Below are 23,564 nucleotides of genomic sequence, written 5' to 3'. Positions count from 1 at the left end.
GAAAGGCGGGCTCACGGCCGGGCAACGGGTCCACGGCCGCGGCAGCGCAAGCCCTGCGGCCGTTGCTTCGTTCGGGCGCTCTTAAAATGGCCGGTTCGCCGCGTCGCCGACGCGCGCGGCCACCAGGCCCACCATGCTGACCTTCCAACAGATCATTCTCAAGCTGCAGTCCTACTGGGACGCCCAGGGCTGCGCACTGCTGCAACCCTACGACATGGAGGTGGGGGCCGGCACCTCTCACACCGCCACCTTCCTGCGCGCCCTCGGCCCCGAGCCCTGGAAGGCCGCCTACGTGCAGCCGAGCCGCCGCCCCAAGGACGGTCGCTACGGTGAGAACCCCAACCGCCTGCAGCACTACTACCAGTACCAGGTGGTGCTCAAGCCGGCGCCGGCCAACATCCTGGAGCTCTACCTGGGCTCGCTCCAGGCACTGGGCTTCGACCTCAAGAAGAACGACATCCGCTTCGTCGAGGACGACTGGGAGAACCCCACGTTGGGTGCCTGGGGCCTGGGCTGGGAGGTCTGGCTCAACGGCATGGAGGTGACGCAGTTCACCTACTTTCAGCAGGTCGGCGGCATCGACTGCCGGCCTATCACCGGCGAGATCACTTACGGCCTGGAGCGGCTCGCGATGTACCTGCAGGGCGTGGACAACGTCTACAACCTGACATGGACCGAGGGCCTGAGCTACGGCGACGTCTACAAGCAGAACGAGGTCGAGCAGTCCACCTACAACTTCGAGCACAGCGACGCCGACTTCCTCTTCACCGCGTTCGCGGCCCACGAGACGCAGGCCAAGCACCTGATGGCGCAGCAGCTCGCGCTGCCGGCTTACGAGCAGGTGCTCAAGGCGGCCCACAGCTTCAACCTGCTGGATGCGCGCGGCGCGATCAGCGTGACCGAGCGCGCCGCTTACATCGGCCGCATCCGCAACCTCGCGCGCAGCGTGGCGCAGAGCTACTACGACAGCCGCGAGCGCCTCGGCTTCCCGATGGCGCCACGCGAATGGGTCGCCGAGATCACGAAGAAGGCGGCCTGAAGCCATGACCCTCAAGAACAACCTGCTCGTCGAACTCTTCGTCGAGGAGCTTCCCCCGAAGGCCCTGCGCAAGCTGGGTGAAGCCTTTGCCGGCGTGCTGCGCGACCAGCTGGTCGCCCAGGGCCTGGCCGATGCCGGCTCGGTGCTCACCGCGTACGCCTCGCCGCGCCGCCTGGCGGCCCACCTCACCCAAGTCGGCACGCAGGCGCCCGACCGCGCGCTCTCCCAGAAGCTGATGCCGGTGAGCGTGGCGCTGGATGCTTCCGGCCAGCCGACCCCGGCCCTCCTGAAGAAGCTGGCCGCCCTGGGCGCCGACGCGTCGGCCGTGCCCGGTCTGCGCCGTGCGATGGACGGCAAGGCCGAAGCCCTGTTCTTCGAGAGCACCGCCAAGGGTGCGACCCTCGCCGAGGGCCTGCAGAAGGCGCTGGCCGAGAGCATCGCCAAGCTGCCCATTCCCAAAGTCATGAGCTACCAGCTCGAGTCGGGCTGTGCGCTGCCCGGGTGGAGCAGCGTCAGCTTCGTGCGCCCCGCGCACGGGCTGGTCGCCCTGCACGGCGACACCGTGGTGCCTGTCGAGGCCCTGGGCCTGAAGGCCGGCCGCGAGACGCATGGCCATCGCTTCGAGGCCCTGCACGATCCGATCGTCCTGCGCGACGCCAACAGCTATGCCGTGCAGCTCGACGAAGAAGGGGCGGTGATCCCCGGCTTCGAGGCCCGCCGCAACGAGATCGCGCGCCAGCTCGCCGAGGCGGCGCTGTCCGTCGGCGCCGGCGCCCAGCCCATCCAGGACGACGCGTTGCTCGACGAGGTCACGGCGCTGGTCGAACGCCCCAACGTGCTGGTCTGCCAGTTCGAGCCCCAGTTCCTGGACGTGCCGCAGGAGTGCCTCATCCTCACGATGAAGGCCAACCAGAAGTACTTCCCGCTGCTCGACGCCGCGGGCCGGCTCACCCACAAGTTCCTGGTCGTCAGCAACATCCGCCCGGAGGATGCGAGCGCCGTCATCGGCGGCAACGAGCGCGTCGTGCGCCCGCGGCTGGCGGACGCCAAGTTCTTCTTCGACCAGGACCGCAAGAAGTCGCTGGCCTCGCGCGTCGAGGCGCTGGGCAAGGTGGTCTACCACAACAAGCTAGGCACCCAGGGCGAGCGCGTGGAGCGCGTGATGCGCATCGCCCACGCCATCGGCGAGCAGCTCGGCGCGGCCACCGCCAACCTCACGCTGGCGCCGCATGCCGTGCAGGCCGCCCAGTTGGCCAAGGCCGACCTGGTGACCGACATGGTCGGCGAGTTCCCCGAGCTGCAGGGCATCATGGGCCGCTACTACGCCCTGCACGATGGCCTGCCCCACGACGTGGCCGATGCCGTCGAAGACCACTACAAGCCTCGCTTTGCCGGCGATGCGCTGCCGCGCGGCCCGGTGGGCATCGTGGTGGCGCTGGCCGACAAGATGGAAACGCTGGTGGGCATGTTCGGCATCGGCAACCTTCCCACGGGCGATCGCGACCCCTTCGCGCTGCGCCGCCACGCGCTGGGCGTGATCCGCATGCTCATCGAGCGCCACCTGCCGCTGGACCTGCGCGCATTGATCGCCCAGGCCCATGCCGCCTTCGGCGCGCCCAGGGCCGGCGACCATCCCCTCTCCGACGCCACCGATGCGCTGGAGGCCTTCTTCTACGACCGCCTGGCCGGCAGCCTGCGGGAGCAGGGCGCCAGCGCGCAGGAGGTCGATGCCGTGCTCGCGCCTCTGCCGCAGCGCCTGGCCGATGTGCCGAAGCTGCTGGCGGCCGTGCGCGCCTTCGCCGAACTGCCCGAGGCGCCTGCGCTCGCCGCGGCCAACAAGCGCATCGGCAACATCCTCAAGAAGTCGCCGGAGGCCGATGCTCACGTCAGCGCGCTGCTGCTGCACGAGCCGGCCGAGAAGGCTTTGCACGCGGCCATGCAGGAGATCGTTCCGCTCGCCGACGCGCAGTTCGACGCCGGCGACTACACCGCCTCGCTGCAGACTCTGGCGGCGCTGCGCGAGCCGGTCGATGCCTTTTTCGACGGCGTGATGGTCAACGCCGAGCAGTCGGACCTGCGGCTCAACCGGCTCGGCCTGCTCATGTTGCTGCACCGGGCGATGAACCGGGTGGCGCAACTGGAGCGGCTGGCCACCTGATCGGGGCACCCCATGAAAATCGTCATCCTCGACCGCAACGGCACGCTCAACGTGCACCGCGAGGACTTCGTCAAGAGCGACATCGAGTGGACACCCCTGCCCGGGGCGTTGGAGGCGGTGGCGCGGCTCAACCATGCCGGGTGGCACGTGGTCATCGCGTCCAACCAGTCCGGCCTCGGCCGGGGGCTGTTCGACGTGGCCTCGCTCAACGCCATGCACGCCAAGATGCACAAGATGCTTGCGGCGGTGGGCGGGCGGGTCGACGCAGTGTTCTACTGCCCGCACTCCCCGGACGAGAACTGCGAGTGCCGCAAGCCCAAGCCGGGCCTGTTCCTGCAGATCGCGGAGCGCTATGGCATCGACCTCACCCACGTGCCCGTCGCCGGCGACAGCCTGCGCGACATGCAGGCCGGCGCAGCGGCCGGGTGCGAGCCGCACCTGCTGCTGACCGGCATGGGCGCGGCCTGCCGCGGCATGGTGCCGCTGCCGCCCGAGTACCCGCCGAACACCCGCGTGCACGAGGACCTGCCAGCGTTCGTCGACTTTCTGCTGGAGCGCGAAGAGCGCAATGCCCTGAACCTCGCCGTCTAGAGAAGGGATGAACGAACCCGTCATGTCCGCCGTCTTCATTCATCGCTTCTGACCCGCTCCCCGATGTCCCTTCTTCGATCCATCGTCCACGCGCTGTGGATGCTCGTCACCGTCGTGCCCTGGGCGATCATCATGATGGTCAGCTCGCTGTGGATACGTGGAGTGCCGCTCTACTGGATGGCGGTGCGCTGGCTGGGCTGGGCCATCGGCGGCGCGCGCGTGCTGCTCGGTATCCGCACGCGCGTGAGCGGCATGGAGAACCTGCCGCAGGACAATCTGGCCGGCGCGGTCCTGCTGGTCAAGCACCAGTCCACGCTCGAGACCTTCCTGATGCCCACGCTGATGCCGCATCCGCTGGCCTACGTGTTCAAGAAAGAACTGATCTACGTGCCCTTCTTCGGCTGGGCCATGGCGCGGCTGGACATGATCCACATCGACCGGAGCCAGCGCACGCAGGCCTTCAACAAGGTGGTGGCGCAGGGCCGCAAGCTGCTGGCGCAGGGCATCTGGATCATCATGTTTCCGGAAGGCACGCGCATCCCGCGCGGGCAGCAGGGCGTCTACAAGACCGGCGGCACCCGCCTGGCCTGCGAGACCGGCGTGCCGGTGATTCCGATCGCCGTCACCTCCGCCAAGGTCTGGCCGCGCAAGGCCTTCGTCAAGCATCCGGGCGTGGTGGACGTGTCCATCGGGCCGGCCATTTCCAGCGTCGGGCGCAGGCCCGACGAGCTGATGCGCGAGGTGGAGGCCTGGATCGAGGGCGAGATGCGACGGCTCGATCCGGAAGCGTACGTCTCCACGAAGACCGTATCCGCCTGAGGCGGCCGGAACAGACAGGCAATCGATCATGCGCGGCCTGCTGCAGCTCACCCTGGATTTCTTCGATCCGCCAGCCATCAACCCCTCGCCGCCGGTCCCGCGGGCGCCCGCGCGCGAGGGGCCCTCGCCACCTGCCATCCCGTTGGCGGACGCGCTCAGCCCGGCGAACTTCATCCATCCACGCGCCACGCGCGAGCTGCTGCTGGGCAACGCCCGCGTCGCCTACGAGTTCGCGCGCGGCAAGCGCCGCACCATCGGCTTCGTCGTCGGCGCCGAGGGGCTGTCGGTGCGGGCGCCGCGCTGGGTGGCGCTGCGCGACGTCGATGCCGCGGTGAGGGAAAAGTCGAGCTGGATCCTGCGCAAACTGGCGGAGACGCAGCAGCGCCATGCGAAGCTGGAGGCCACGCGCATCGATTGGAAGGACGGCGCGGTGTTCCCCTTCCTGGGCCAGCCGGTGGAGGTGCGCCTGGAACCGCAGCACGGCTTCGTGGGCGTAGGTGCTGTGCTGGATGCCGGGTCGGGGGAGGGAACCCGCATCCTGCGTCTGGCGTTGGCCAACAGCGCAGGCCCGGAGCAGATCCGTGATGGCGCGCAAGCCTGGCTGATGCGCCAGGCCCGCCGCATCTTCATCGAACGCCTGGACCACTTCGCGCCGAAGCTGGGTGTGAAGTGGACCAAGCTGTCGCTGTCGAACGCATCGACGCGCTGGGGGAGTGCGAGCGCGGACGGCACCATTCGCCTCCACTGGCGCCTGGTGCACTTCGGCATGCCGGTGGTGGATTACGTGGTCGCCCACGAACTGGCGCACCTGCGGGTGATGGACCACAGTCCCCGCTTCTGGGAAACGGTGGAGAGCGTGGTGCCAGACTACGGCACGCTGCGCAAGCAGCTCAAGGACCAGCCTGTTCCGAAGTGGTGAAGGGCCGTCTGTTTCCCGGGAGGGGAAAGGCGGCCTCGCGGCATCAGCGTGCGTGCGTGACGCCGCCGTCTACCACCAGCGTCGACCCCATCACGTAGTCCCCCGCCCGCGAGGCGAGGTAGATGGCCGCCGCCGCCATGTCCTCCGGCTCGCCGATGCGCCCGGCCGGAATGCGGCCCTGGATCTCCTCGGCGCGGTCGCGCGCGTCCTTGTTCATGCTGGAGGCGAAGGCGCCTGGCGCGATCGCGCTGACCACGATGCGATCCCGTGCCAGTCGCAGCGCCATGCGGCGCGTGAGCTGGATCAGCCCCGCCTTGCTGGCGGCGTAGGAGTAGGTCTCCTGCGGGTTGACGGAAATGCCGTCGATCGACGCGATGTTGATCACCTTCGCCAGGTGGTCGGTGGCAGCCTTCTTGAGCATCGGCGTCAGGGCCTTCGTCAGGAAGAAGGGCGTCTTGAGATTGAGGTCCACCACCTTGTCCCAGCCGCTCTCGGGGAACTCCTCGTACGGCGCGCCCCAGGCGGCGCCGGCGTTGTTGACCAGGATGTCCAGCGTGCTCTCGTGCTTCGCGTAGGCCGCGACCAGCGCCTGGGCGCCCTCCACGGTGGACACATCCGCCGGCAACGAGACGCACTGGCCGAAGGCCGAAAGCTCCTTGGCGGTGCGATCGCAGGCCTCGGCCTTGCGCGCCGAAATGTAGACGCGGGCGCCCTGTGCGAGAAAGCCCTCGGCGATCATGCGGCCGATGCCGCGCGAGCCGCCGGTGATGAGGGCGCTGCGGCCCTCGAGGGAAAAGAGTCGGGTGGTGTCCATGCGCGCTGTGTCTCCTCGAATCAAGCTCTTGCCCGGGCGCCGCACTTCGTGCGCGCCGTCCCGCTGGGATGGACACAAGCTTAGTGGGTGAGCGCGCGACCGGGCGTCACTTAGGCGCCACGGCCTGCGCGTCTTTTGGGCCCACGGCTGGCACCACTTCCTGCAAGGTGCGCGCGAGCCGCTCGCCGTCCAGCGGCTTGTGCAGGACGCGCGCAGCCACGGTCGAGAACTCGCGAAAGCGCGTCGGCGCCGTCTCGCCCGTCACGATCACGGACGGCAGCGCTGGCCGGTGCCGTCGGATGCGCTCGATCACCTGCAGGCCTGTTTCGTCGCGCAAACGGTAGTCCACCGCCATCACGTCCGGCACGAAGCCCTCGGCCAGCGCCAGCTCGGCCTGGTCGCCGGTGGCCACGCCCCGGACCGACCAGCCCAGTTCTTGCAAGTAGGCACTCAAGGCGGACAGCACCTCGGCCTCGTCGTCCACCAGCAGCACCGAAATGCGCCTGCCGTCGGCGGTGTGCTCCGGGGCATGGGCGTCCTCCGGCGGGCGCTCGTCCAGCGGCACCGCGGCCGGGATGTGCAGTGTGAAGGTGGTGCCCCGGCCGGGCTCGCTCTCGAGTTCGATCTCGATCTTCAGCAACTCCGCGGTGCGCCGCACGATGGCCAGGCCGAGTCCCAGGCCATGACTGCGGTCGCGCGACGGGTTGCCGATCTGGTAGAACTCCTCGAATACCCGCTCGCGCTCCTGCTCTGGAATGCCGGGGCCGGTGTCGCTCACCCGCACCAGCACGCGGCCGTCCATGCCTTCGTCGGCCCACAACGTCACGCCGCCGCGCGTGGTGAACTTGATCGCGTTGTTCACCAGGTTGCCGACGATGCGGATCAGCTGGTCGGCATCCGTCAGGCCCCACAGCGGCGTGTCCGGTGCCACCACCTTGAGGAACAGTCCCTGCTGGGCCGCCAACGCCGCATACTCGTCGCGCGAGGCCCGCAGCACGGCGGCGATCTCGTGCGGCGCGAACCTGGCTTCGATGGTGTGCGCGTCCAGGCGCGAGATGTCCAGCAGGCCGTCGAGCAGGCCGCTGCTCTGGCGCAGCGCGCTGCCGATGCCGCGGCTCACTTCCTTGAGCAGGGGATCGTGCGAGCGGCGCGCGAGGATGTCCAGCGTGGTGGCGTTGATCGACAGCGCATGCAGCGGCTGGCGCAGGTCGTGGCTGGCCGCCGCGAAGAAGCGGGTCTTGGCCTCGCTGGCGGTGGTCGCACGGTCGCGCTCCTGGCGCACCACCTCGGACAGCACGGCGTTGTCGTCGACCACGCTCATCAGCTTGTGCAGCATCTGGCCCTGGTCGTGGACGGTGGCCAGCAGCATGAGGTAGACCAGCACGATACCGGCCGCGAACATGTAGCCCACCGCGCCGCCGCGCCAGGCCCAGCCGGCGGCCAGGAAGCAGAAGGTGATGGTGCAGAAGCCGACGAATGCCCGCTGCGAGCCGGCGACCGAGGCCGCGCCGATGGTGCAGCCGGCCATCAGCACGGCGGCGACTGCCAGCGGTGCGAAGTTGCCGGGCGCGTGGAAGACGAAGGGAACGATGGCCGCCGTGGAGACACCGTTGAAATCGAAGCCGCGCAGGAGCTTGGGCAGGTAATGGAGCTGCATCTCCGGCTCGATCCGCTCCACGGCCAGGCTCAGGCGCCAGCGGTACACCATGACGGCGCCGGTCAGTACCAGCCAGACCCAGGGCCAGACCTGCACGCCCTGGCGGTGGACGATGACGGCCACCAGGATGTAGCCCAGGTAGTTGAGCGGCAGGCGCCGGGAGTACTGCAGGATCAGCGCCAGCCGGCGCTCGAGCACGCGCCGCTCGACTCGCGCCTCGCGCGACATGCCGGTCAGCGGCATCGGCGAGGACGCGGAGTCAGTCAATGCGCACGCCCTCGCGGGAGGCCTGGTACGCAGCCTCGGTCCGGTTGCGCACCCCCAGGGCGGTGTAGACGGCGGTGAGGTGCGCCTTGACCGTGGATTCGGCAATGTTCAGTTGCCGCGCGATCAGCTTGTTGGGCAGGCCACGCGCGGCGGCGCGGTAGACGTCCATCTGCCGGGCCGTGAGTCCGGCCAGCCGCGGGTCGTTGGCGGGGCGCTCGCCGGCCGGTGGCGGCGGCGGCGCCGCGTTGAGCGTTTCCAGCGGCAGGAAAATGCGCCCGGCGAGCACCTGTTCCAACGCCGCGACCATCATCTCCGAGCTGTACTTCTTGGGAATGAAGCCGGCCGCGCCCAGATCCACCGTGTTCCGGATCATGGTGGCGTTGGTTTCGCCGGACAGCACCACGATGCGGGCCATGCAACCGGCATCGCGCAGTCGCTGGATCGACTCTTCGCCGCTGCAGTCGGCCAGATGCCAGTCCAGCAGCACCAGGTCGAACTCGGCCAGTTCCACCAGCTTGACCGCATTGCCCATGTCGCCCGCCGTCTCCACGCGCAGCTCGGGCACCAGGACGCTCAGCAGGTTCTTCATGCCCTGCAGAAACATCACGTGGTCGTCGATCATCAGTACGTTCATCGGGGGCCAAGTATTCATCAGATCGGATGCGGAATGAACGAGGCGCGACTTTGGTCGAAGCGTGCGTTCCCTCAGAGAGTGAGGGAAAAGGAACTGGCGAATTCTCGCGGCTGGCCGTCGATCGGGTCCCGGAAGGCCAGTGACTTCGCCAGCAACTGCAGCGGCCGATCGAAGTCGTCCGAGCCCTCGGGCAGCAGCGTCGGGTACAGGGTGTCGTTGCGAATCGGCAGTCCCAGCGCGGCGCAGTGCACGCGCAGCTGGTGCCGGCGGCCGGTGCGCGGCGACAGGCGCAGACGGGCCCAGCCTTCGTGGGCCTCCAGCAATTCGAATCGGGTCTCGGCATTGGGCTGACCTTCGACCTCGCGCATGCGCATGAAATGCGTGTCGTCCGCCAGGCGGCTGCGGCGCAGCGGCGGCAGGGCGACGGTGCCGTCCCAGGGCACGATGGCCTCGTACACCTTCTCGACCGCGCGTGCGGCGAACAGTGCGTGGTAAGCATGCCGCGTGGCCGGCTGCACCGAGAACAGCACCACGCCCGCGGTCTCGCGGTCGATGCGGTGCAGGGGCGCGAGCTGGTCCAGGCCCAGGCGGCGCTGCAGGCGCACCAGCAGGGTCTGCTGCACATACTTGCCGACTGGCGCTACGGTCAGGAAATGGGGCTTGTCCACCGCGAGCAGGTGCGCGTCGCGAAACAGAACCCGTTCCTCGAAGGGCACGGGGCGCTCCTGCTCGAGCCAACGGTAGTAGTAGACGTGCAGCCGCGGCTGGTAAGGGCGATCGGGCGTGACGGGCACGCCTTGCCCATCGACCACAGCGCCCGCGCGCATGCGCGCCTCCCACATGTCCCGCGAGATGGCGGTGAAGCGCTGCGCCAGGAAGTCGGCGATGGTGGGCCAGGGACCGGCAGGCAATGCCACCCGGCTCGGGCCGACGCCATCGCGGGTGGGCAGCGGCGCGGCAGGCTTGGGCGAGGGTGGTCTCAGCACGTGTTAGCCAAGCTTTGCGAGGAGCGAGTCGCTTGCGGTCCCGGTTCGAAGGGAACCGGAATTTGGCTGCTTTCACCCACAAGTTGTCGGCAAAAGACAAGGAGCTCATCGTGAGCCAGAACGATGACGGCCATCCGGACAACCTCTCCGAAAGAACTCGGAAGGCGCTTGCTCAGGCAATGGCCACGATCGAGACCTACCGCCGGATGCTGGAGGAGCGCGGCGTGACGCCGGAAGCCTGCCTCTGACCTGCTCGTCGGGGATAGGGTGTTGGCAACCATGGAGAACAAAATAAAGGTTGATGCCGAGGTTCTACCGAGCGAGCCGGATTTGTACACGCTGCAGCTCCTGAATACGCGTTTTATCAATGGATGCCGAGCCTCACCCAACGGGGTATCTCTTTGGGGACTTGGGTGCCTCGCCGTGGTTGCACTTCTAGGGCGAGACTCCGCAGAGCGAGAATCGGACACAACGCAAATGCCTCCAAGCCAGGGATACTGCGCGCGGCGCCACCGCGTCTCACGCGGCGGCCAGGGCGGCGGCGATCTCGGCCAGCAGGGGGCGGGCAGCGGCCGCGGGCTGGGTGCAGCGCGCCTGCAGTTCAGACAGCCGTGCCAACCGCCGCGCGTCGGCATCGCTCTCGGAGTGGCTTCGCGCCAGCAACTCTCCCAGCAGTAGCCCGAAGGCACGCGCCTCGATGCGCTGCAAGCTGAGGGCTGTCTCCGGATCGTCCGTCGGCAGGAAGGAGGCTGCGCCGTAGTCGCCCAGGCGCCCCGCGCCCTCGCCATCCCACAGGATGTTGTGGGCATAGAGGTCGCCGTGCAGAACGCCGTGCGCATGCAACTGCGCGGCCGCCGGGGCGATGCATTGCGCCAGCCGAAGGGCGGTGGACAGCGGCCAGCGGGCATCCTTGGCGTAGACGTCGCGGGTGCACGTTTCGAGGCTTGGTGGGCCCGCCAGGTTTCGAAAGCGCGGATCCACCAGCGCCAGCACCAGGCCTGGCGTTCCCTCGGGATGGCCTTCGATGCGCCCCAGGGCCGTGATCAGGCCCGGATGGGCACCGGCGGCCATGCAGGCCGCCATCTCGCTGTGCGGCCAGCCGTCGCTGGTGACGGCGCCCTTGAACAACTTCACGGCGACGGGCTGCAGACGGCCGTCGTCCTGCGTCCAGTCCGCCCGGTGAATCCAGCCGGACGCGCCTTCGCCCAGTCGCTCGCGCAGCACCAGCCGCTGCCACGACACCGGCGCAATGCCCGCCGCCTCCACCGCGGCCGCCTCGGCCCGGTCATCGAAAGGGTTGCCCGCGAAGGCAAGCCAGGCTAGCCTCGGCAGAACTGGCAGCCACCCGGGCAGAGCCTCGAGGCGGTTGGCCGAGATGCGCAGCAATTCGAGGCCATGGCAGGCGGCCAGTTCGACCGGCAGCGTCTGCAGGCGATTGCCGGCCAGCATCAGCTTCTGCAGCCGCTCGCAGCGGCCGATTGCCGCGGGCAAGGCCTCGACTTCGTTGTCGGTCAGGATCAGCCAGCGCAGTGCGGGCGGCAGCGCCCCGGCAGGAACCGTTCGGATGCGGTTGGCCTTGAAGCCCACCATCTCGAGCCGCTTGCAGCGCCCGAGCACGGCGGGCAACTCGGTGTAGCGGTTGTCGGAGCAGAACAGCACCTTCAGCCGGTGCAGGCGATCCAGGTCCTCCGGCAAGTCCGAAAGCGCATTGCCAGACAGATCGAGCACCTCCAGGGTGTCGGCCAGATCGAAGATCTCGCGCGGAAACTCGGTGAGTCCGCAGCACTGCAGCGCGACCCCTCGCGCGCCGGCCAGCTGCCCCGTGCGCAGCTGGTCCAGGGTCACATTCATTTGAAGAGGCCGAAGCGCCACACCCCGTCCGGGTCCCTGCGGCGCTGGAGTTGCCCTCGGAAATACAGCGTGTGCAGATGAGCCACGGTCTCGCCCATGGCGAAGGTGGTCTGGTGCACGTCGAGCGCGCGCTTGAAGAGGATCGGCAAGGCTTCGGCGGCGGACAGCGGCCGCGCGGTGCAGGCCTCCTGCAGCTCCGCCAAACGGTCCCGGTGGTGGTCCTGCAGCTGCCTCACGCGCTGGTGGATGCCCGTGAAAGGCTTGCCGTGCGAAGGCAGGCCCAGCGTGTCCGCCGGCAGCGAATTGAAGCGGGCGATGCTGTCGAGGAAGAGCTGCAGCGGATCGGCCTCCGGCTCGCCCGCATGCACGCTGACGTTGCTGGAGATGCGCGGCAGCATCATGTCGCCGCCCAGGAGCGCATGGAGTTCCTCGCAGTACAGCGAGATGTGCTCCGGCGCGTGGCCGTAGCCGCTGATGCAGCGCCATTCGCGCCCGCCGATGCGCACGATGTCGCCGTCCATCATCCGCACGTAGGTGTCCGGCACCGAGGGCACCATGTTGGCGTAGTAGCTGGTGCGACCGCGGATCACGCCCAGCGCCTGGGGGTCGCTCATGCCGTGCGTCGCAAAGAAGTTCGCCGCCGCATCGCCGCCGGCGAGCGTGTCGCCGCTGATGGTCAGTACGCGCGCCACGTGGTAGTCGGTGGAGCTGATCCACAACGGGGCGTTCCAGCGCCGGCACAGCCAGTCGGCCAGCCCGATGTGGTCCGGATGCATGTGGGTCACGATCACCCGCAGGATCGGCAGGCCCTGCAGCTCCTTGTCGAAGATCTGCTCCCACTGCGCGCGCGATGCGTCGTGCGCGATGCAGCAGTCGACCACCGACCAGCCCTCCACGCCGTCGATCTCGTCACGCAGCAGCCAGAGGTTGATGTGGTCCAGCGCGAAGGGCAGTGCCATGCGCAGCCAGCGCACACCCGGCAGGACCTCGAAACTACCGCCCGGAGCCGGAAGATGGTCGCCGTGAGGGTAGTTGAGTTCGCGTTCGAGGAGGTTCATGTACGATTGACGTTAACGTAAACGTCATGTGAAAGACCCCACATTGTAGGCAGCGGTGGCAATATCCGCTGTCGCCGCCGGAATGACCGCCCCGTCCATGTCCACGCAGACTTTCTCCATCGGCGAGCTCGCCCGCGAATTCGACCTGACCACCCGGGCCATCCGCTTTTATGAAGACATGGGCCTGCTGGCGCCCGAGCGCGCCGGGCAGCAGCGGGTCTACAGTGCGCGCGACCGCGCGCGGCTGACGCTCACGTTGCGCGCCAAGCGTCTCGGCCTCAAACTCAACGAGATCAAGGACATCCTCGACATGTACGACAGCCCGCGCGACACCGTGCCGCAACTGGAGCGCTTCCTCGGCGTGCTGGCTGGCCACCGTGCGCGCCTCGAGTCTCAGCTCGAGGTGTTGCAGGTCAATATCGCCGAGGTGCGCGCTCAGGAAAAGAAGGCGCGGACGGCGCTCGCCCGAGCAACCCGGCCGAAGAATCGCTGACGAGGCGCTCGCAAGCCCCGGAACTCCCCGTTTCCCTACTCAACCGGAAGAAGACCCATGGAAAATGACACGCCTGACAACCTGGAGGACCTCTTTGCCCACAACCGCGCCTGGTCCTCGCGGATGGAGCGCGACCGGCCGGGCTTCTTCACCAGCCTGGTGAAGCAGCAGACCCCCAAGTACATGTGGATCGGCTGTTCCGACAGCCGCGTGCCCGCCAACCAGATCACCGGGCTGGAGCCCGGCGAGGTGTTCGTGCACCGCAACGTTGCCAACATCGTCGTGCACTCCGACCTCAATGCGCTTTCGGCGATCCAGTTCGCGGTCGAGCGCCTCAAGGTCCAGCACATCATGGTGGTGGGCCATTACGGCTGCGGGGGCGTCCAGGCCGCGCTGGAAAACATGCGCATCGGGCTGGCCGACAACTGGATCCGCCACATCCAGGACGTGCGCGACCGTCACCGCGTGATGCTCAACGCCTTGCCGGAGGCGCTGCGTGCCAATGCGCTATGCGAGCTCAACGTGACGGAGCAGGTGATCAACGTCGCGGTCAGCACTGTCATGGAAGACGCCTGGAGCCGCGGACAGGCCGTGGCCATCCACGGCTGGGCCTTCGGCGTGCACGACGGGCTGCTGCAGGACCTGGGCATGACACTCGACGGCTCCAAGCCCATGGAGGCCCTGTACGAAGCGGCCGTGGAGCGCATCCGCCACAAGTGGAGCAAGCGGGCCGAGGAGCAGAAGGCCCAGCAGCAAGCCGGATCCGGCGAGGCACAGCCGGCCGCCTGAGCGCGCGGACATGTTCCCGCAGCGCCTCGACTCGCCCCTCGCCTACGACATCGCGAAGGCGATGCGCGACGGTTTCGACCGCCACTACCGTCTGTTCCGCGCCGAGTCGGCACGGGCCAAGCACCGGTTCGAGACGGCCGACTGGTCGGGCCAGCAGCGCGCGCAGCGGGAGCGCATCGAGTTCTATGACCTGCGCGTGAGCGAGGCCGTTGCGCGCCTGGAAAAGGAGTTCAGGGCCGGCGAGCAGCCCATGGACGTGTGGCACCAGGTCAAACTGCACTTCATCGGCCTCCTGGTCGACCACCACCAGCCCGAATTGGCCGAGACCTTCTTCAACTCGGTGACCACCAAGATCCTGCACCGGGCCTACTTCCAGAACGACTTCATCTTCGTGCGGCCCGCCATCAGCACCGAGTACCTCGAGCCGCGTGGTGCGCCGACCTACCGCGCCTACTACCCCGAGCCGCACACGCTGGCCGCAACGGTGCGCCAGATGCTGGAGGATTACGCGCTGCTGGGCCGCTTCGCCGACATCCAGCGGGATGCGGAGCGCGTGGCCGCCGCCATTCTCGGACGCTTCCACCAGGTCAAGCTGCGGGCCAACTTCCAGCTCCAGGTGCTGTCGGGGTTGTTCTACCGGAACAAGGGCGCCTACGTGGTGGGAAAGATCATCAACGGCTTCATCGAGCTGCCGCTGGCCCTGCCGGTCCTGCACGACAGCGCCGGGCGCTTCTACATCGACGCCGCCCTCTTCGGCGAGGAAGACCTGCAGATGCTGTTCAGCTTCGCGCGGGCCTACTTCATGGTCGACATGGAGGTGCCATCGGCCTACGTGCAGTTTCTGCGCTCGCTGATGCCGCGCAAGCCGCGGGCCGAGATCTACAACGCCCTGGGGCTGGCCAAGCAGGGCAAGACGCTCTTCTACCGCGACTTCCTCTACCACCTGAACTACTCGACCGACAAGTTCCGCATCGCGCCCGGTATCAAGGGCATGGTGATGCTGGTGTTCGACCTGCCTTCCTTCCCCTACGTGTTCAAGGTGATCAAGGACTTCTTCCCGCCTCAGAAGGACACCACGCGCGAGCAGGTCAAGAGCAAGTACCTGCTGGTCAAGCAGCACGACCGCGTCGGCCGCATGGCCGATACGCTGGAGTACAGCAAGGTCGGCTTCCCGATGGACCGCTTCGAGCCGGAGCTGATCGAGGAGATCCGCAAGTTCGCACCCAGCCAGCTGGAGATCGGCGACCGCGACGGCAACGGGGAAATGGAAGTGGTGCTCAAGCACGTCTACATCGAGCGCCGGATGATCCCGCTGAACATATACCTGCAGGAGGCCTTCGACCAGTTGGAGCACCCCGAGCATGCCCAGCGCGCCGGCAAGCAGCTCGAGCATGCGGTGGTCGAGTACGGCAATGCCATCAAGGACATGGTTGCGGCCAACATCTTTCCCGGCGACATGCTCTGGAAGAACTTCGGCGTCACCCGCGGCGGCAAGGTGGTGTTCTACGACTACGACGAGATCGAGTACCTCACCGAATGCAACTTCCGCCGCGTGCCCCCGCCGCGCAACGAAGAAGACGAGATGAGCGGGGAGCCGTGGTATTCGGTCGGCCCGAAGGACGTGTTCCCCGAGACCTTCGGCCCCTTTCTGCTGGGCAACGAGGCGGTGCGAAAAGCCTTCATGGCCCACCATGCCGACCTGCTCGACGCCAGCTTCTGGCAAAGCCACAAGCAGCGCATCCAGGCCGGCCAGATGCTCGACGTGTTCCCCTACGACGAATCGCAGCGCTTCCGTCACGACGGCCGCGAGACCTATTTCTGAATCCACCGTACCCCGACCTCAACCTGACCCCCCAAGGAGATCCACATGTCCGAATCCATCGTCATCGTCGGCGCCGCCCGCACCCCCATGGGGAGCTTCCAGGGCGACTTCTCTTCCCTCGCAGCCCATGACCTCGGCGGCGTGGCCATCAAGGCAGCGGTCGAGCGCGCAGGCATCGCGCCCGGGGCGGTCGGCGAAGTGCTGTTCGGCAACTGCCTGATGGCCGGCCAGGGCCAGGCCCCGGCGCGCCAGGCCGCCTACAAGGGCGGGCTGCCCGACAGCGCAGGCGCCGTCACCCTGAGCAAGATGTGCGGCTCGGCCATGAAGGCCGCGATGATGGCGCACGACATGCTGCTGGCCGGCACGCACGAGGTGATGGTGGCGGGCGGCATGGAGAGCATGACCAACGCGCCCTACCTCATGCTCAAGGGCCGCGGGGGCTACCGCATGGGCCACGACCGCATCTTCGACCACATGATGCTCGACGGCCTGGAAGACGCGTACCAGCCTGGCCGCAGCATGGGCACCTTCGGCGAGGACTGCGCCGCCAAGTACCAGTTCACGCGCGCCCAACAGGACGAGTTCGCCATCGCCAGCGTGGAGCGCGCCAAGGCGGCCACCAGCTCCGGCGCCTTCAAGGCCGAGATCGCACCCGTGCTCGTCAAGGGCCGCGCCGGCGAGACGCTGATCGAGATCGACGAGGGCCCGGGCAAAGTCAAGCTCGACAAGATCCCCTCGCTCAAGCCGGCCTTCAAGAAGGAGGGCGGGACCATCACGGCCGCGTCGAGTTCCTCGATCAACGACGGCGCGGCGGCGCTGGTCATGATGACCGAGAGCACCGCGAAAAGGCTCGGCGCCAGGCCGATCGCCCGCATCCTCGGCCATGCCACCCACGCGCAGCAGCCCGAGTGGTTCTCCACCGCGCCGGTCGGCGCCGTGGCCAAGCTCTTCAAGAAGACCGGCTGGGGCGTGAAGGACGTGGACCTGTGGGAGGTCAACGAGGCCTTCGCCGTGGTGCCGATGGCGCTGATGCACGAACTCGACGTGCCGCATGCGGCGGTCAACGTGCACGGCGGCGCCTGCGCCCTGGGCCACCCGATCGGCGCGAGCGGCGCGCGCATCATGGTCACTCTCATCCATGCGCTGCAGCAAAAGGGCAAGAAGCGCGGCGTCGCCACGCTGTGCATCGGCGGCGGCGAAGGCACCGCTGTCGCGCTCGAACTGGTCTGAATCCGCGCAGGCACGATAAGTGCAATTCGAGAGCGAGCGATGGCGGTGATGCGAGCAAGGGGCACTGTCATTCGATGTGCAGTCGACCCTTGCCGGAGTGTTCATGCCGTCTTCGATCTCGAAGGTCCAGTGTCGCAAGCTTCGCGCCCTCCTGGCGAAGGGGCGCATCGTTTCGTTCTACAGCTACCTCGCCGACCACGGCTACTACTACGCGTGCTGGGCGGCGGGCGATGTCGACAGCGCCGATGCCGGCTTGCGCGGCGGCTCGGTGCCCGGCCTGTCGCAGGAGACCGCACTGCGCTTGACCGAGACCGAGCTCGTCAAGATCCGCGAGGCCATGGCCAGCGCCTATCTCTCGGCCCTGGAAGCGCAGTTGACGCAAGGCGACCCCATCACGCGGGACGTCACGGCGGAAGAAACCGCCGCCTTCCATGGCGATGTCTTTCGTTCTCACTTTCTCGGCCTCAAGGACTGGACGCTCTATCAGCCCTTCGAGCAGCAGGAGAAGGCCGGCGGCATCGAGGCCGTAGAGCGCTACTGGCAAACGGTGTTGCGCACCAGCGCGCAGCTCAGCGCGCGGGCCCTCGCGAGGTCCGCCGCCTTGCTGCAGGCCGCCTGAACCTCCTGACAATTTTGCAAATGCCGACGCGGGTCGGTGACATTTCTTGGCCCGGACTGCCGATTCATGTCGGGCGCATGCGCTACCTAGAATGCGGTGTTAATCCATTCCAGGAGACGCCCGCCATGCATCCGGCCTTCCATCGCAGCGCACTGGCCGCGCTTCTCTGCGCCGCCTCCGTTGCCAGCGCCGCATCGAGCCAAGCCCGTTTCGACGCTTCGAAGTAGGCCTCATCCAGGAACTGCCATGCTGCTGACACCCGACCAGGAAGCCATCCGCGACGCGGTGCGCGCTTTCGCACAGGAGCAACTGTGGCCCCACGCGCCGCGCTGGGACCGCGAGCACCTGTTCCCCAAGGAGGCCCATGCCGGCCTCGCGGCACTGGGCGCCTACGGCATCTGCGTGCCCGAGGAGGACGGCGGCGCCGGCCTCGACTACCTCAGCTTGGCGCTGGTGCTGGAGGAGATCGCGGCCGGCGACGGCGGCACCAGCACCGCCATCAGCGTCACCAATTGTCCCGTCAATGCCATCCTCATGCGCTATGGCAATGCGGCGCAGAAGAAGAAATGGCTGCAGCCGCTGGCGCAGGGCCAGATGCTCGGCGCCTTCTGCCTGACCGAGCCGCAGGCCGGCAGCGATGCATCGTCGCTGCGCACCACCGCGCGCAAGGAAGGCGACGGCTGGGTGATCGACGGCGTCAAGCAGTTCATCACCAGCGGCAAGAACGGGCAGGTCGCGATCGTCATCGCGGTCACCGACAAGGGGGCGGGCAAGCGCGGCATGAGCGCCTTCGTCGTGCCGACCGACGCACCCGGCTACACCGTGGCCAGGCTGGAGGACAAGCTCGGCCAGCATTCCAGCGACACCGCGCAGATCAACTTCGACGGCTGCCGCATCCCGGCCGGGAACCTGATCGGCCAGGAAGGCGAGGGCTACAAGATCGCGCTCGGCGCGCTGGAAGGCGGCCGCATCGGCATCGCGGCCCAGAGCGTGGGCATGGCCCGCAGCGCCTTCGAGGTGGCGGTCGCTTATGCCAAGGAGCGCCAGGCCTTCGGGCAGCCCATCTTCGAACAGCAGGCTGTGGGCTTTCGCCTGGCCGACTGCGCGACGCAACTGGAGGCCGCACGCCAACTGATCTGGCACGCGGCCAGTCTGCGCGATGCCGGCCGGCCCTGCCTGAAGGAAGCGGCCATGGCCAAGCTCTTCGCCAGCGAAATGGCCGAGCGGGTCTGCAGCGCGGCTATCCAGACGCTGGGCGGCTACGGCTACGTCAACGACTTCCCGCTGGAGCGCATCTACCGCGACGTGCGCGTGTGCCAGATCTACGAGGGCACCTCGGACATCCAGAAGCTGCTGATCCAACGCGCGCTGGTCTAGGCTCTCCCCCCGGCTCCCCCACTTCGTGTGGTCCGCCAACCCCCTCACCGGGGGCGCACCCAGCGGCCCGGCAAAGCCGGTTCCGCGGGTGCTCCCGAACGGGCTGGCTTCGCAGCCGGCGCCAGGGCGGATGACAGACAGGCGCCGGCGGGGGGCGCAACATGGGGGCTTCGCTTCACGGAGGAGTCCGTCATGTTCCTTTCTCTTCGGGTCCCGGCCCCTCGCGCCCTGGGCGCAGCGCTGTCCATGCTGTGCGCGGCCGTCCTGGCGCGGCCTGCGCTCGCGCAGGCTGCGCCGCTGGACATCGCGACGCTCACCGCCACGGACGCCGCCGCGCGGCTCTGTGCCGGCTCGTTGACCAGCGAGCAACTGGTCTCGGCCTACCTCGCGCAGGCCAAGGCCAAGGTGCAGCTCAATGCCTTCATCACCCTGGACGAGGCTGGTGCGATGAAGGGTGCGCGCGCGGCCGATGCGGCGCGCCGGCGCGGCGGGCCCTGCAAGCCCCTGGGCGGGCTGCCGGTGGTGATCAAGGACAACATCCAGGTCCAGGGCCTGCCCGCGAGCGCCGGCACGCCTGCACTCAAGGGCTTCGTGGCGAGCGCCGACGCGCCGGTGGTGGCCAAGCTGCGCGCGGCCGGCGCCGTGGTGCTGGGCAAGACCCACATGCACGAGCTGGCCTTCGGCGTCAGCGGCTATAACCCGGCCTTCCAGAGCGGACCCGAGGTGGGCGTGCGCAATGCCTATGACCCGAGCCGGGTGGCCGGCGGGTCTTCCTCCGGCAACGGTGCGGCCCTCGGGGCGCGCATGGCGCCGGCGGCCCTGGGCACCGACACCGGCGGCTCGGTGCGCATCCCCTGCGCCTTCAACGGCTGTACGGCGCTGCGTCCCACCGTGGGCCGCTACTCGCAACGGGGCATCGTGCCGATCTCGCACACACGCGACACCGCCGGGCCGATGGCGCTCTCGGTGGCCGACCTGGCCTTGCTGGACCGGGTCATCGCCGGCGGCGCGCCGGTGGTGGCGGCCAACGTGAGGCGTGTGCGCCTTGGCGTGGTGAAGGCCTTCTATGCCAATCTCGACGAGGACACCCGCACGGCCACCGAGGCCGCGCTGGCCAGGCTGCGCGACGCGGGCGTCACGCTGGTCGACGTGGACATGCCGCAGTTGTCCGAACTCAATGCAGCGGTGAGCTTCCCGGTCGCCCTTTACGAGATCCACGACGACCTGTCGGCCTACCTCGCGCGCTACCGCACCGGCGTCGACATCCGCCAGGTGGCGGCTGCCATCGCCAGCCCCGACGTCAAAGGCACCTTCGAGGGCCTGGTGCTGCCGCGCAAGCTGCCGGCGGAGAAGGGGGTGGTCGATGCCAAACCGGGGTACGAGAACGCCATGCGCAAGGCGCGGCCGGCACTGCAGAAGCTGTACGCCGAGACCTTCAGGAAGCATCGGCTCGACGCGCTCGTCTTCCCCACCGTGCCGCGCGTGGCGCTGCCGGCCACCCCGGAGTCCAGCAGCATCGAGAACTTCGGCCTGCTGATCCAGAACACCGATCCCGGCAGCAACGCCGGCATTCCGGGGCTGCAACTGCCCGCGGGGCTGGGGGCCACCAGCGGCCTGCCGGTGGGGCTGGAACTGGATGGGCCGGCCGGCAGCGACCGGCGCCTGCTGGCGGTGGGAATGGCCGTGGAGGAGGTGCTCGGGCGCGTGCCGGCGCCGGCGAAGTAGGAATCCCGCGGTGCTCGGCGCCCCCGCCGCCGGCGCGGGGGGCAAGGCAGGGGGACAATGCGCGGCGCCATGCCCAGACCCTCCTCGGACCCCTGCCCCTGCGGCCGCCGCGACCCCCGCGGCACCGCGCTCGGCTACGCCGCCTGCTGCGGCCGCTACCTGGACGACTTCGGGCGCACGCCCGCGCCCGATGCCGAATCCCTGATGCGCTCGCGCTACACCGCGTTCGTGTGCGAGCGCGCCGACTACTTGCTGGCCACGTGGCACCTGTCGAAGCGGCCCGAGCGCCTGGACTTCGAGGCAGGCACCCGATGGCTGGGCCTGGAGGTGCGCACCCATCGCGCCGTCGATGCGGACCATGCCGAGGTGGAGTTCGTCGCCCGCCAGCGTGGCCGCTCCGGCGCGGCCACGCGATTGCACGAGCGCAGCCGCTTCGTGCGCGAGGCGGGGGAGGGCGGCATCCTCCGTTGGTACTACCTCGACGGCGATCTGCGCTGATTCGTTCCGGCCGCCCTGGCAGCGCGAACGTCCCGTGCAGGCGGAGCGTCGCGCTACGGTTTCGATAGCGTGGGGCGCAGATTGTGCGCGAAAAGGAGACAGTCCGATTCCTTCCGGCTACTTTATCGGCGGCGTGTTCGCCCTCACACTCCCCTGCAGACTCAAACAGAAACTACGACAGAGGGCACCATGGCAGCGCACAACACGATCACTCCGACCATTCACCGCTGGATCGCCGCGGTGATGGCCGCGCCGATCGCCGCTGCCGCGCTCTGGCTCGCCGCACCCTCCGCTGCCCGCGCGGATGAGGCGGTCGTCACCCCTTTCTCCACCGCGCGCGGCACCCAGGCGCCCGAGCCCTGGCGCTTCGCCACCCTGCCCGGCAAGACGCCGACCCGCTTCGAGGTAGTCCAGGAGGGCGGCAAGAAGGTCCTCAAGGTCGAAGCCGACGGGTCCTACGGCAACCTGGTGCACGCCACCCGCGTGCCGCTCAACCCCTCCACCACCCTGGCCTGGCGCTGGCGCGTCGACACCTTCGTGCAGGACGCCGACCTGCGCAGCCGTGCCGGCGACGATGGCGCGGCCAAGCTGTGCGTCTTCTTCGACTTCCCGGCCGATCGGCTCTCCTTCGGCGAGCGCACCAAGATCTCGCTGGCACGCCGCACCACCGGCGAGGAGGTCCCCACCGAGGCGCTGTGCTACGTGTGGGACGGCAAGGAAGCCAAGGGCACCCAGTTGGTCAATGCCTTCACGCGCCGTATCCGCATGGTCGTGCTGGAATCCGGCGCGGCCGGCGCGGCCGGCACCGCCGGCCATTGGCTCGGCGAGCGGCGCAGCCTGCTGGCCGACTACCGCCGTGCCTTCGGCGACGAAGCCGGCGACACGCTGCCCGACGTGATCGCGGTGGCGGTCTCGGCCGATGCCGACAACACGCAGGGCCGCGGCCTGGCCTATTTCTCCGACATCGACCTGCGCAGCTTCCCCAGCACGCGCAGCGCCGCGGCCGCCCTCCCAGCACGCGCCGGCACAGGGGAATAGCGATGAACGATCTCGTTGCTCTTCTTTCCGCACAAGGCGCCGTCGTGGTCTTCCTGGTCACGGCGGCGACGCGCCTGGGCGCGCCGGTGCCGGCGGCGCCTTTCCTGGTCGTGGCCGGTGGCCTGGCCTTCGGTGGCCAGTTGTCCTTCGGCGTGGTGCTGCTGGCCGCCGTGTTGGGCAACATCGTCGGCGACGGCGCCTGGTTCCTGGCCGGGCGCCGCTGGGGTTACAGCGTGATGCGCCTGCTGTGCCGCATCTCGCTGTCTGCCGACACCTGCGTGCGGCGCAGCGAATCCATCCTCGGCCGCTGGGGCGGCCTGTCGCTGATCGCGGCCAAGTTCGTGCCGGGCGTGTCGGTGGTGGCTCCGCCGATGGCGGGCGCGCTGGGCATGTCGAACACGCGCTTCCTGACCTACGAGACCGGGGCGGCGCTGATCTGGTCGCTGGGCTTCATGGGGTTGGGCGCGCTGTTCCACGCGGCCATCCAGGACGTGCTGGCCGTGATGTCCAGCGTCGGCCTCACGGCCACCCTGGTGGGTGCGGTGCTGCTGGCGGCCTTCGTCGGCTGGCGGTACCGCACGCGCCGCATCGAGCGGCAGGCCGAGGACGTCGAGCACATCGATGTGAGCGCGCTGCGCCAGGCCTTCGAGGCCAGCCGGCGCCTCACGGTGGTCGACCTGCGTTCGGCGGACACGCGAGCCATCGATCCGCGCGTGCTGCCCGGTGCCGTCGCCATCGGCTACGGCCAGTTGCCGGAGCGCCTGGACGAACTGCGCGCCGCGCGCGAAGTGGTGGTGTTCTGCGACTGCCCGAACGACGAGACGGCCATCGCCGCCGCGCGCCTCTTGACGCAGGCTGGCCTGCCGCGCGTGCGCGTGCTCGCCGGCGGCATCGCGGCCTGGGTGGCGGCCGATGCGCTGGCTTCGGCGCCGGCGCCTCTTTCAGGCGACGTGCCGGACGTTGCTGCGCACGCCGCTTGATCCGTTTCGCCCTCGCGGCCTAGAATCCACCCCGCTCCGGGGTGCACGCAGGGCGCGTGCTGAGATGGCCAGGTGGGCCGAACCCGCGAACTTGATCTGGTTCATGCCAGCGTAAGAAGAGCTGCGACTCCCCGGCCACGGAACGTTCTATTTTCCGCCGCGCCGATCCTGGAGCGATTGCGGAGCACCCGTCCAACCCT

22 protein-coding genes and 1 riboswitch are annotated in these 23,564 nt (G+C 68.6%); of the genes, 16 read left to right on the top strand and 6 right to left on the bottom strand.

The genetic code is table 11. The features are described from left to right. Positions 1-133: 133 nt before the first annotated feature. The 5 genes from glyQ (at position 134) to ABEA07_RS19620 (ending at position 5,526) form a co-directional block, all read left to right on the top strand. Positions 134-1,039: a glycine--tRNA ligase subunit alpha gene (glyQ, locus tag ABEA07_RS19640; RefSeq protein ID WP_345539928.1), complete on the top strand. Its 906-nt coding sequence runs from the start codon at positions 134-136 to the stop codon at positions 1,037-1,039. 4 nt (positions 1,040-1,043) lie between these two features. Continuing rightward, on the top strand, positions 1,044-3,197 hold the full coding sequence (gene glyS, locus ABEA07_RS19635; RefSeq protein ID WP_345539927.1) for a glycine--tRNA ligase subunit beta: 2,154 nt from the start codon (positions 1,044-1,046) through the stop codon (positions 3,195-3,197). A 12-nt stretch (positions 3,198-3,209) separates the two neighbouring features. After that, on the top strand, positions 3,210-3,788 hold the full coding sequence (gene gmhB / locus ABEA07_RS19630; RefSeq protein WP_345539926.1) for a D-glycero-beta-D-manno-heptose 1,7-bisphosphate 7-phosphatase: 579 nt from the start codon (positions 3,210-3,212) through the stop codon (positions 3,786-3,788). A 63-nt stretch (positions 3,789-3,851) separates the two neighbouring features. Next, on the top strand, positions 3,852-4,607 hold the full coding sequence (locus tag ABEA07_RS19625; RefSeq protein ID WP_345539924.1) for a lysophospholipid acyltransferase family protein: 756 nt from the start codon (positions 3,852-3,854) through the stop codon (positions 4,605-4,607). A gap of 28 nt (positions 4,608-4,635) precedes the next feature. Then, on the top strand, positions 4,636-5,526 hold the full coding sequence (locus ABEA07_RS19620; RefSeq protein WP_345539922.1) for a M48 family metallopeptidase: 891 nt from the start codon (positions 4,636-4,638) through the stop codon (positions 5,524-5,526). A 43-nt stretch (positions 5,527-5,569) separates the two neighbouring features. On the opposite strand, the gene ABEA07_RS19615 is transcribed toward ABEA07_RS19620, so the two are convergent. The 4 genes from ABEA07_RS19615 to ABEA07_RS19600 form a co-directional block, all read right to left on the bottom strand. Beyond that, complete coding sequence (locus ABEA07_RS19615; protein ID WP_345539921.1) at positions 5,570-6,340, bottom strand: SDR family oxidoreductase; 771 nt, start codon at positions 6,338-6,340, stop codon at positions 5,570-5,572. 106 nt (positions 6,341-6,446) lie between these two features. After that, entirely contained in the window at positions 6,447-8,264 is a 1,818-nt protein-coding gene (locus tag ABEA07_RS19610; RefSeq protein ID WP_345539920.1) for an ATP-binding response regulator, read from the bottom strand. Then, positions 8,257-8,916, bottom strand: coding sequence for a response regulator (locus ABEA07_RS19605; RefSeq protein WP_345539919.1), 660 nt, complete (start codon positions 8,914-8,916; stop codon positions 8,257-8,259). Before ABEA07_RS19605 ends, ABEA07_RS19610 begins: the two co-directional genes overlap by 8 nt. 53 nt (positions 8,917-8,969) lie before the next feature. Next, entirely contained in the window at positions 8,970-9,884 is a 915-nt protein-coding gene (locus ABEA07_RS19600) for a pseudouridine synthase (RefSeq protein WP_345539917.1), read from the bottom strand. Between the two features lie 110 nt (positions 9,885-9,994). Here ABEA07_RS19600 and ABEA07_RS19595 point away from each other — a divergent pair, with 110 nt between their 5' ends. Further along, complete coding sequence (locus ABEA07_RS19595) at positions 9,995-10,132, top strand: hypothetical protein (protein ID WP_345539916.1); 138 nt, start codon at positions 9,995-9,997, stop codon at positions 10,130-10,132. 271 nt (positions 10,133-10,403) lie between these two features. Here the strand turns inward: ABEA07_RS19595 and ABEA07_RS19590 are convergent, their stop codons facing one another. Further along, on the bottom strand, positions 10,404-11,735 hold the full coding sequence (locus tag ABEA07_RS19590; protein ID WP_345539915.1) for a protein kinase: 1,332 nt from the start codon (positions 11,733-11,735) through the stop codon (positions 10,404-10,406). Then, the gene (locus tag ABEA07_RS19585) at positions 11,732-12,793 is read right to left on the bottom strand and encodes an MBL fold metallo-hydrolase (protein WP_345539913.1); all 1,062 of its coding nucleotides are present in this window, start codon (positions 12,791-12,793) and stop codon (positions 11,732-11,734) included. Before ABEA07_RS19585 ends, ABEA07_RS19590 begins: the two co-directional genes overlap by 4 nt. A 97-nt stretch (positions 12,794-12,890) precedes the next feature. On the opposite strand from ABEA07_RS19585, the gene ABEA07_RS19580 reads away from it, so the two are divergent. The 10 genes from ABEA07_RS19580 to ABEA07_RS19535 all read left to right on the top strand — a co-directional run bounded on the left by ABEA07_RS19580 (position 12,891) and on the right by ABEA07_RS19535 (position 23,364). Next, complete coding sequence (locus tag ABEA07_RS19580; RefSeq protein ID WP_345539942.1) at positions 12,891-13,286, top strand: MerR family transcriptional regulator; 396 nt, start codon at positions 12,891-12,893, stop codon at positions 13,284-13,286. A gap of 57 nt (positions 13,287-13,343) precedes the next feature. Continuing rightward, a complete protein-coding gene (gene can / locus ABEA07_RS19575) occupies positions 13,344-14,075 on the top strand; it encodes a carbonate dehydratase (protein WP_345539912.1) in 732 nt (243 codons plus the stop codon). Positions 14,076-14,085: 10 nt separating this feature from the next. Next, the gene (aceK, locus tag ABEA07_RS19570; RefSeq protein ID WP_345539911.1) at positions 14,086-15,897 is read left to right on the top strand and encodes a bifunctional isocitrate dehydrogenase kinase/phosphatase; all 1,812 of its coding nucleotides are present in this window, start codon (positions 14,086-14,088) and stop codon (positions 15,895-15,897) included. A gap of 45 nt (positions 15,898-15,942) precedes the next feature. Beyond that, entirely contained in the window at positions 15,943-17,127 is a 1,185-nt protein-coding gene (locus ABEA07_RS19565; protein WP_345539909.1) for an acetyl-CoA C-acyltransferase, read from the top strand. Between the two features lie 103 nt (positions 17,128-17,230). After that, positions 17,231-17,746, top strand: coding sequence for a hypothetical protein (locus tag ABEA07_RS19560; protein ID WP_345539908.1), 516 nt, complete (start codon positions 17,231-17,233; stop codon positions 17,744-17,746). A 246-nt stretch (positions 17,747-17,992) separates the two neighbouring features. Beyond that, positions 17,993-19,123 carry an acyl-CoA dehydrogenase family protein gene (locus ABEA07_RS19555; RefSeq protein ID WP_345539907.1) on the top strand — a complete coding sequence of 377 codons (1,131 nt, stop codon included), beginning with the start codon at positions 17,993-17,995 and terminating at the stop codon, positions 19,121-19,123. 246 nt (positions 19,124-19,369) lie between these two features. Beyond that, complete coding sequence (gene iaaH / locus ABEA07_RS19550) at positions 19,370-20,848, top strand: indoleacetamide hydrolase (protein WP_345539941.1); 1,479 nt, start codon at positions 19,370-19,372, stop codon at positions 20,846-20,848. Between the two features lie 69 nt (positions 20,849-20,917). Beyond that, complete coding sequence (locus ABEA07_RS19545) at positions 20,918-21,346, top strand: YchJ family protein (protein WP_345539906.1); 429 nt, start codon at positions 20,918-20,920, stop codon at positions 21,344-21,346. A gap of 189 nt (positions 21,347-21,535) precedes the next feature. Then, the gene (locus ABEA07_RS19540; protein WP_345539905.1) at positions 21,536-22,384 is read left to right on the top strand and encodes a DUF3047 domain-containing protein; all 849 of its coding nucleotides are present in this window, start codon (positions 21,536-21,538) and stop codon (positions 22,382-22,384) included. A 2-nt stretch (positions 22,385-22,386) separates the two neighbouring features. Then, entirely contained in the window at positions 22,387-23,364 is a 978-nt protein-coding gene (locus tag ABEA07_RS19535) for a rhodanese-like domain-containing protein (protein ID WP_345539903.1), read from the top strand. Positions 23,365-23,391: 27 nt separating this feature from the next. Continuing rightward, positions 23,392-23,499, top strand: a riboswitch (TPP riboswitch). Positions 23,500-23,564: the final 65 nt, after the last annotated feature.

This window comes from Variovorax defluvii (assembly GCF_039541515.1).
GTDB classification, from domain to species: domain Bacteria; phylum Pseudomonadota; class Gammaproteobacteria; order Burkholderiales; family Burkholderiaceae_C; genus Variovorax; species Variovorax defluvii.
The sequence above is the reverse complement of the archived record's forward strand: the minus strand, read 5'-3'. Positions and strand labels throughout refer to the sequence as shown.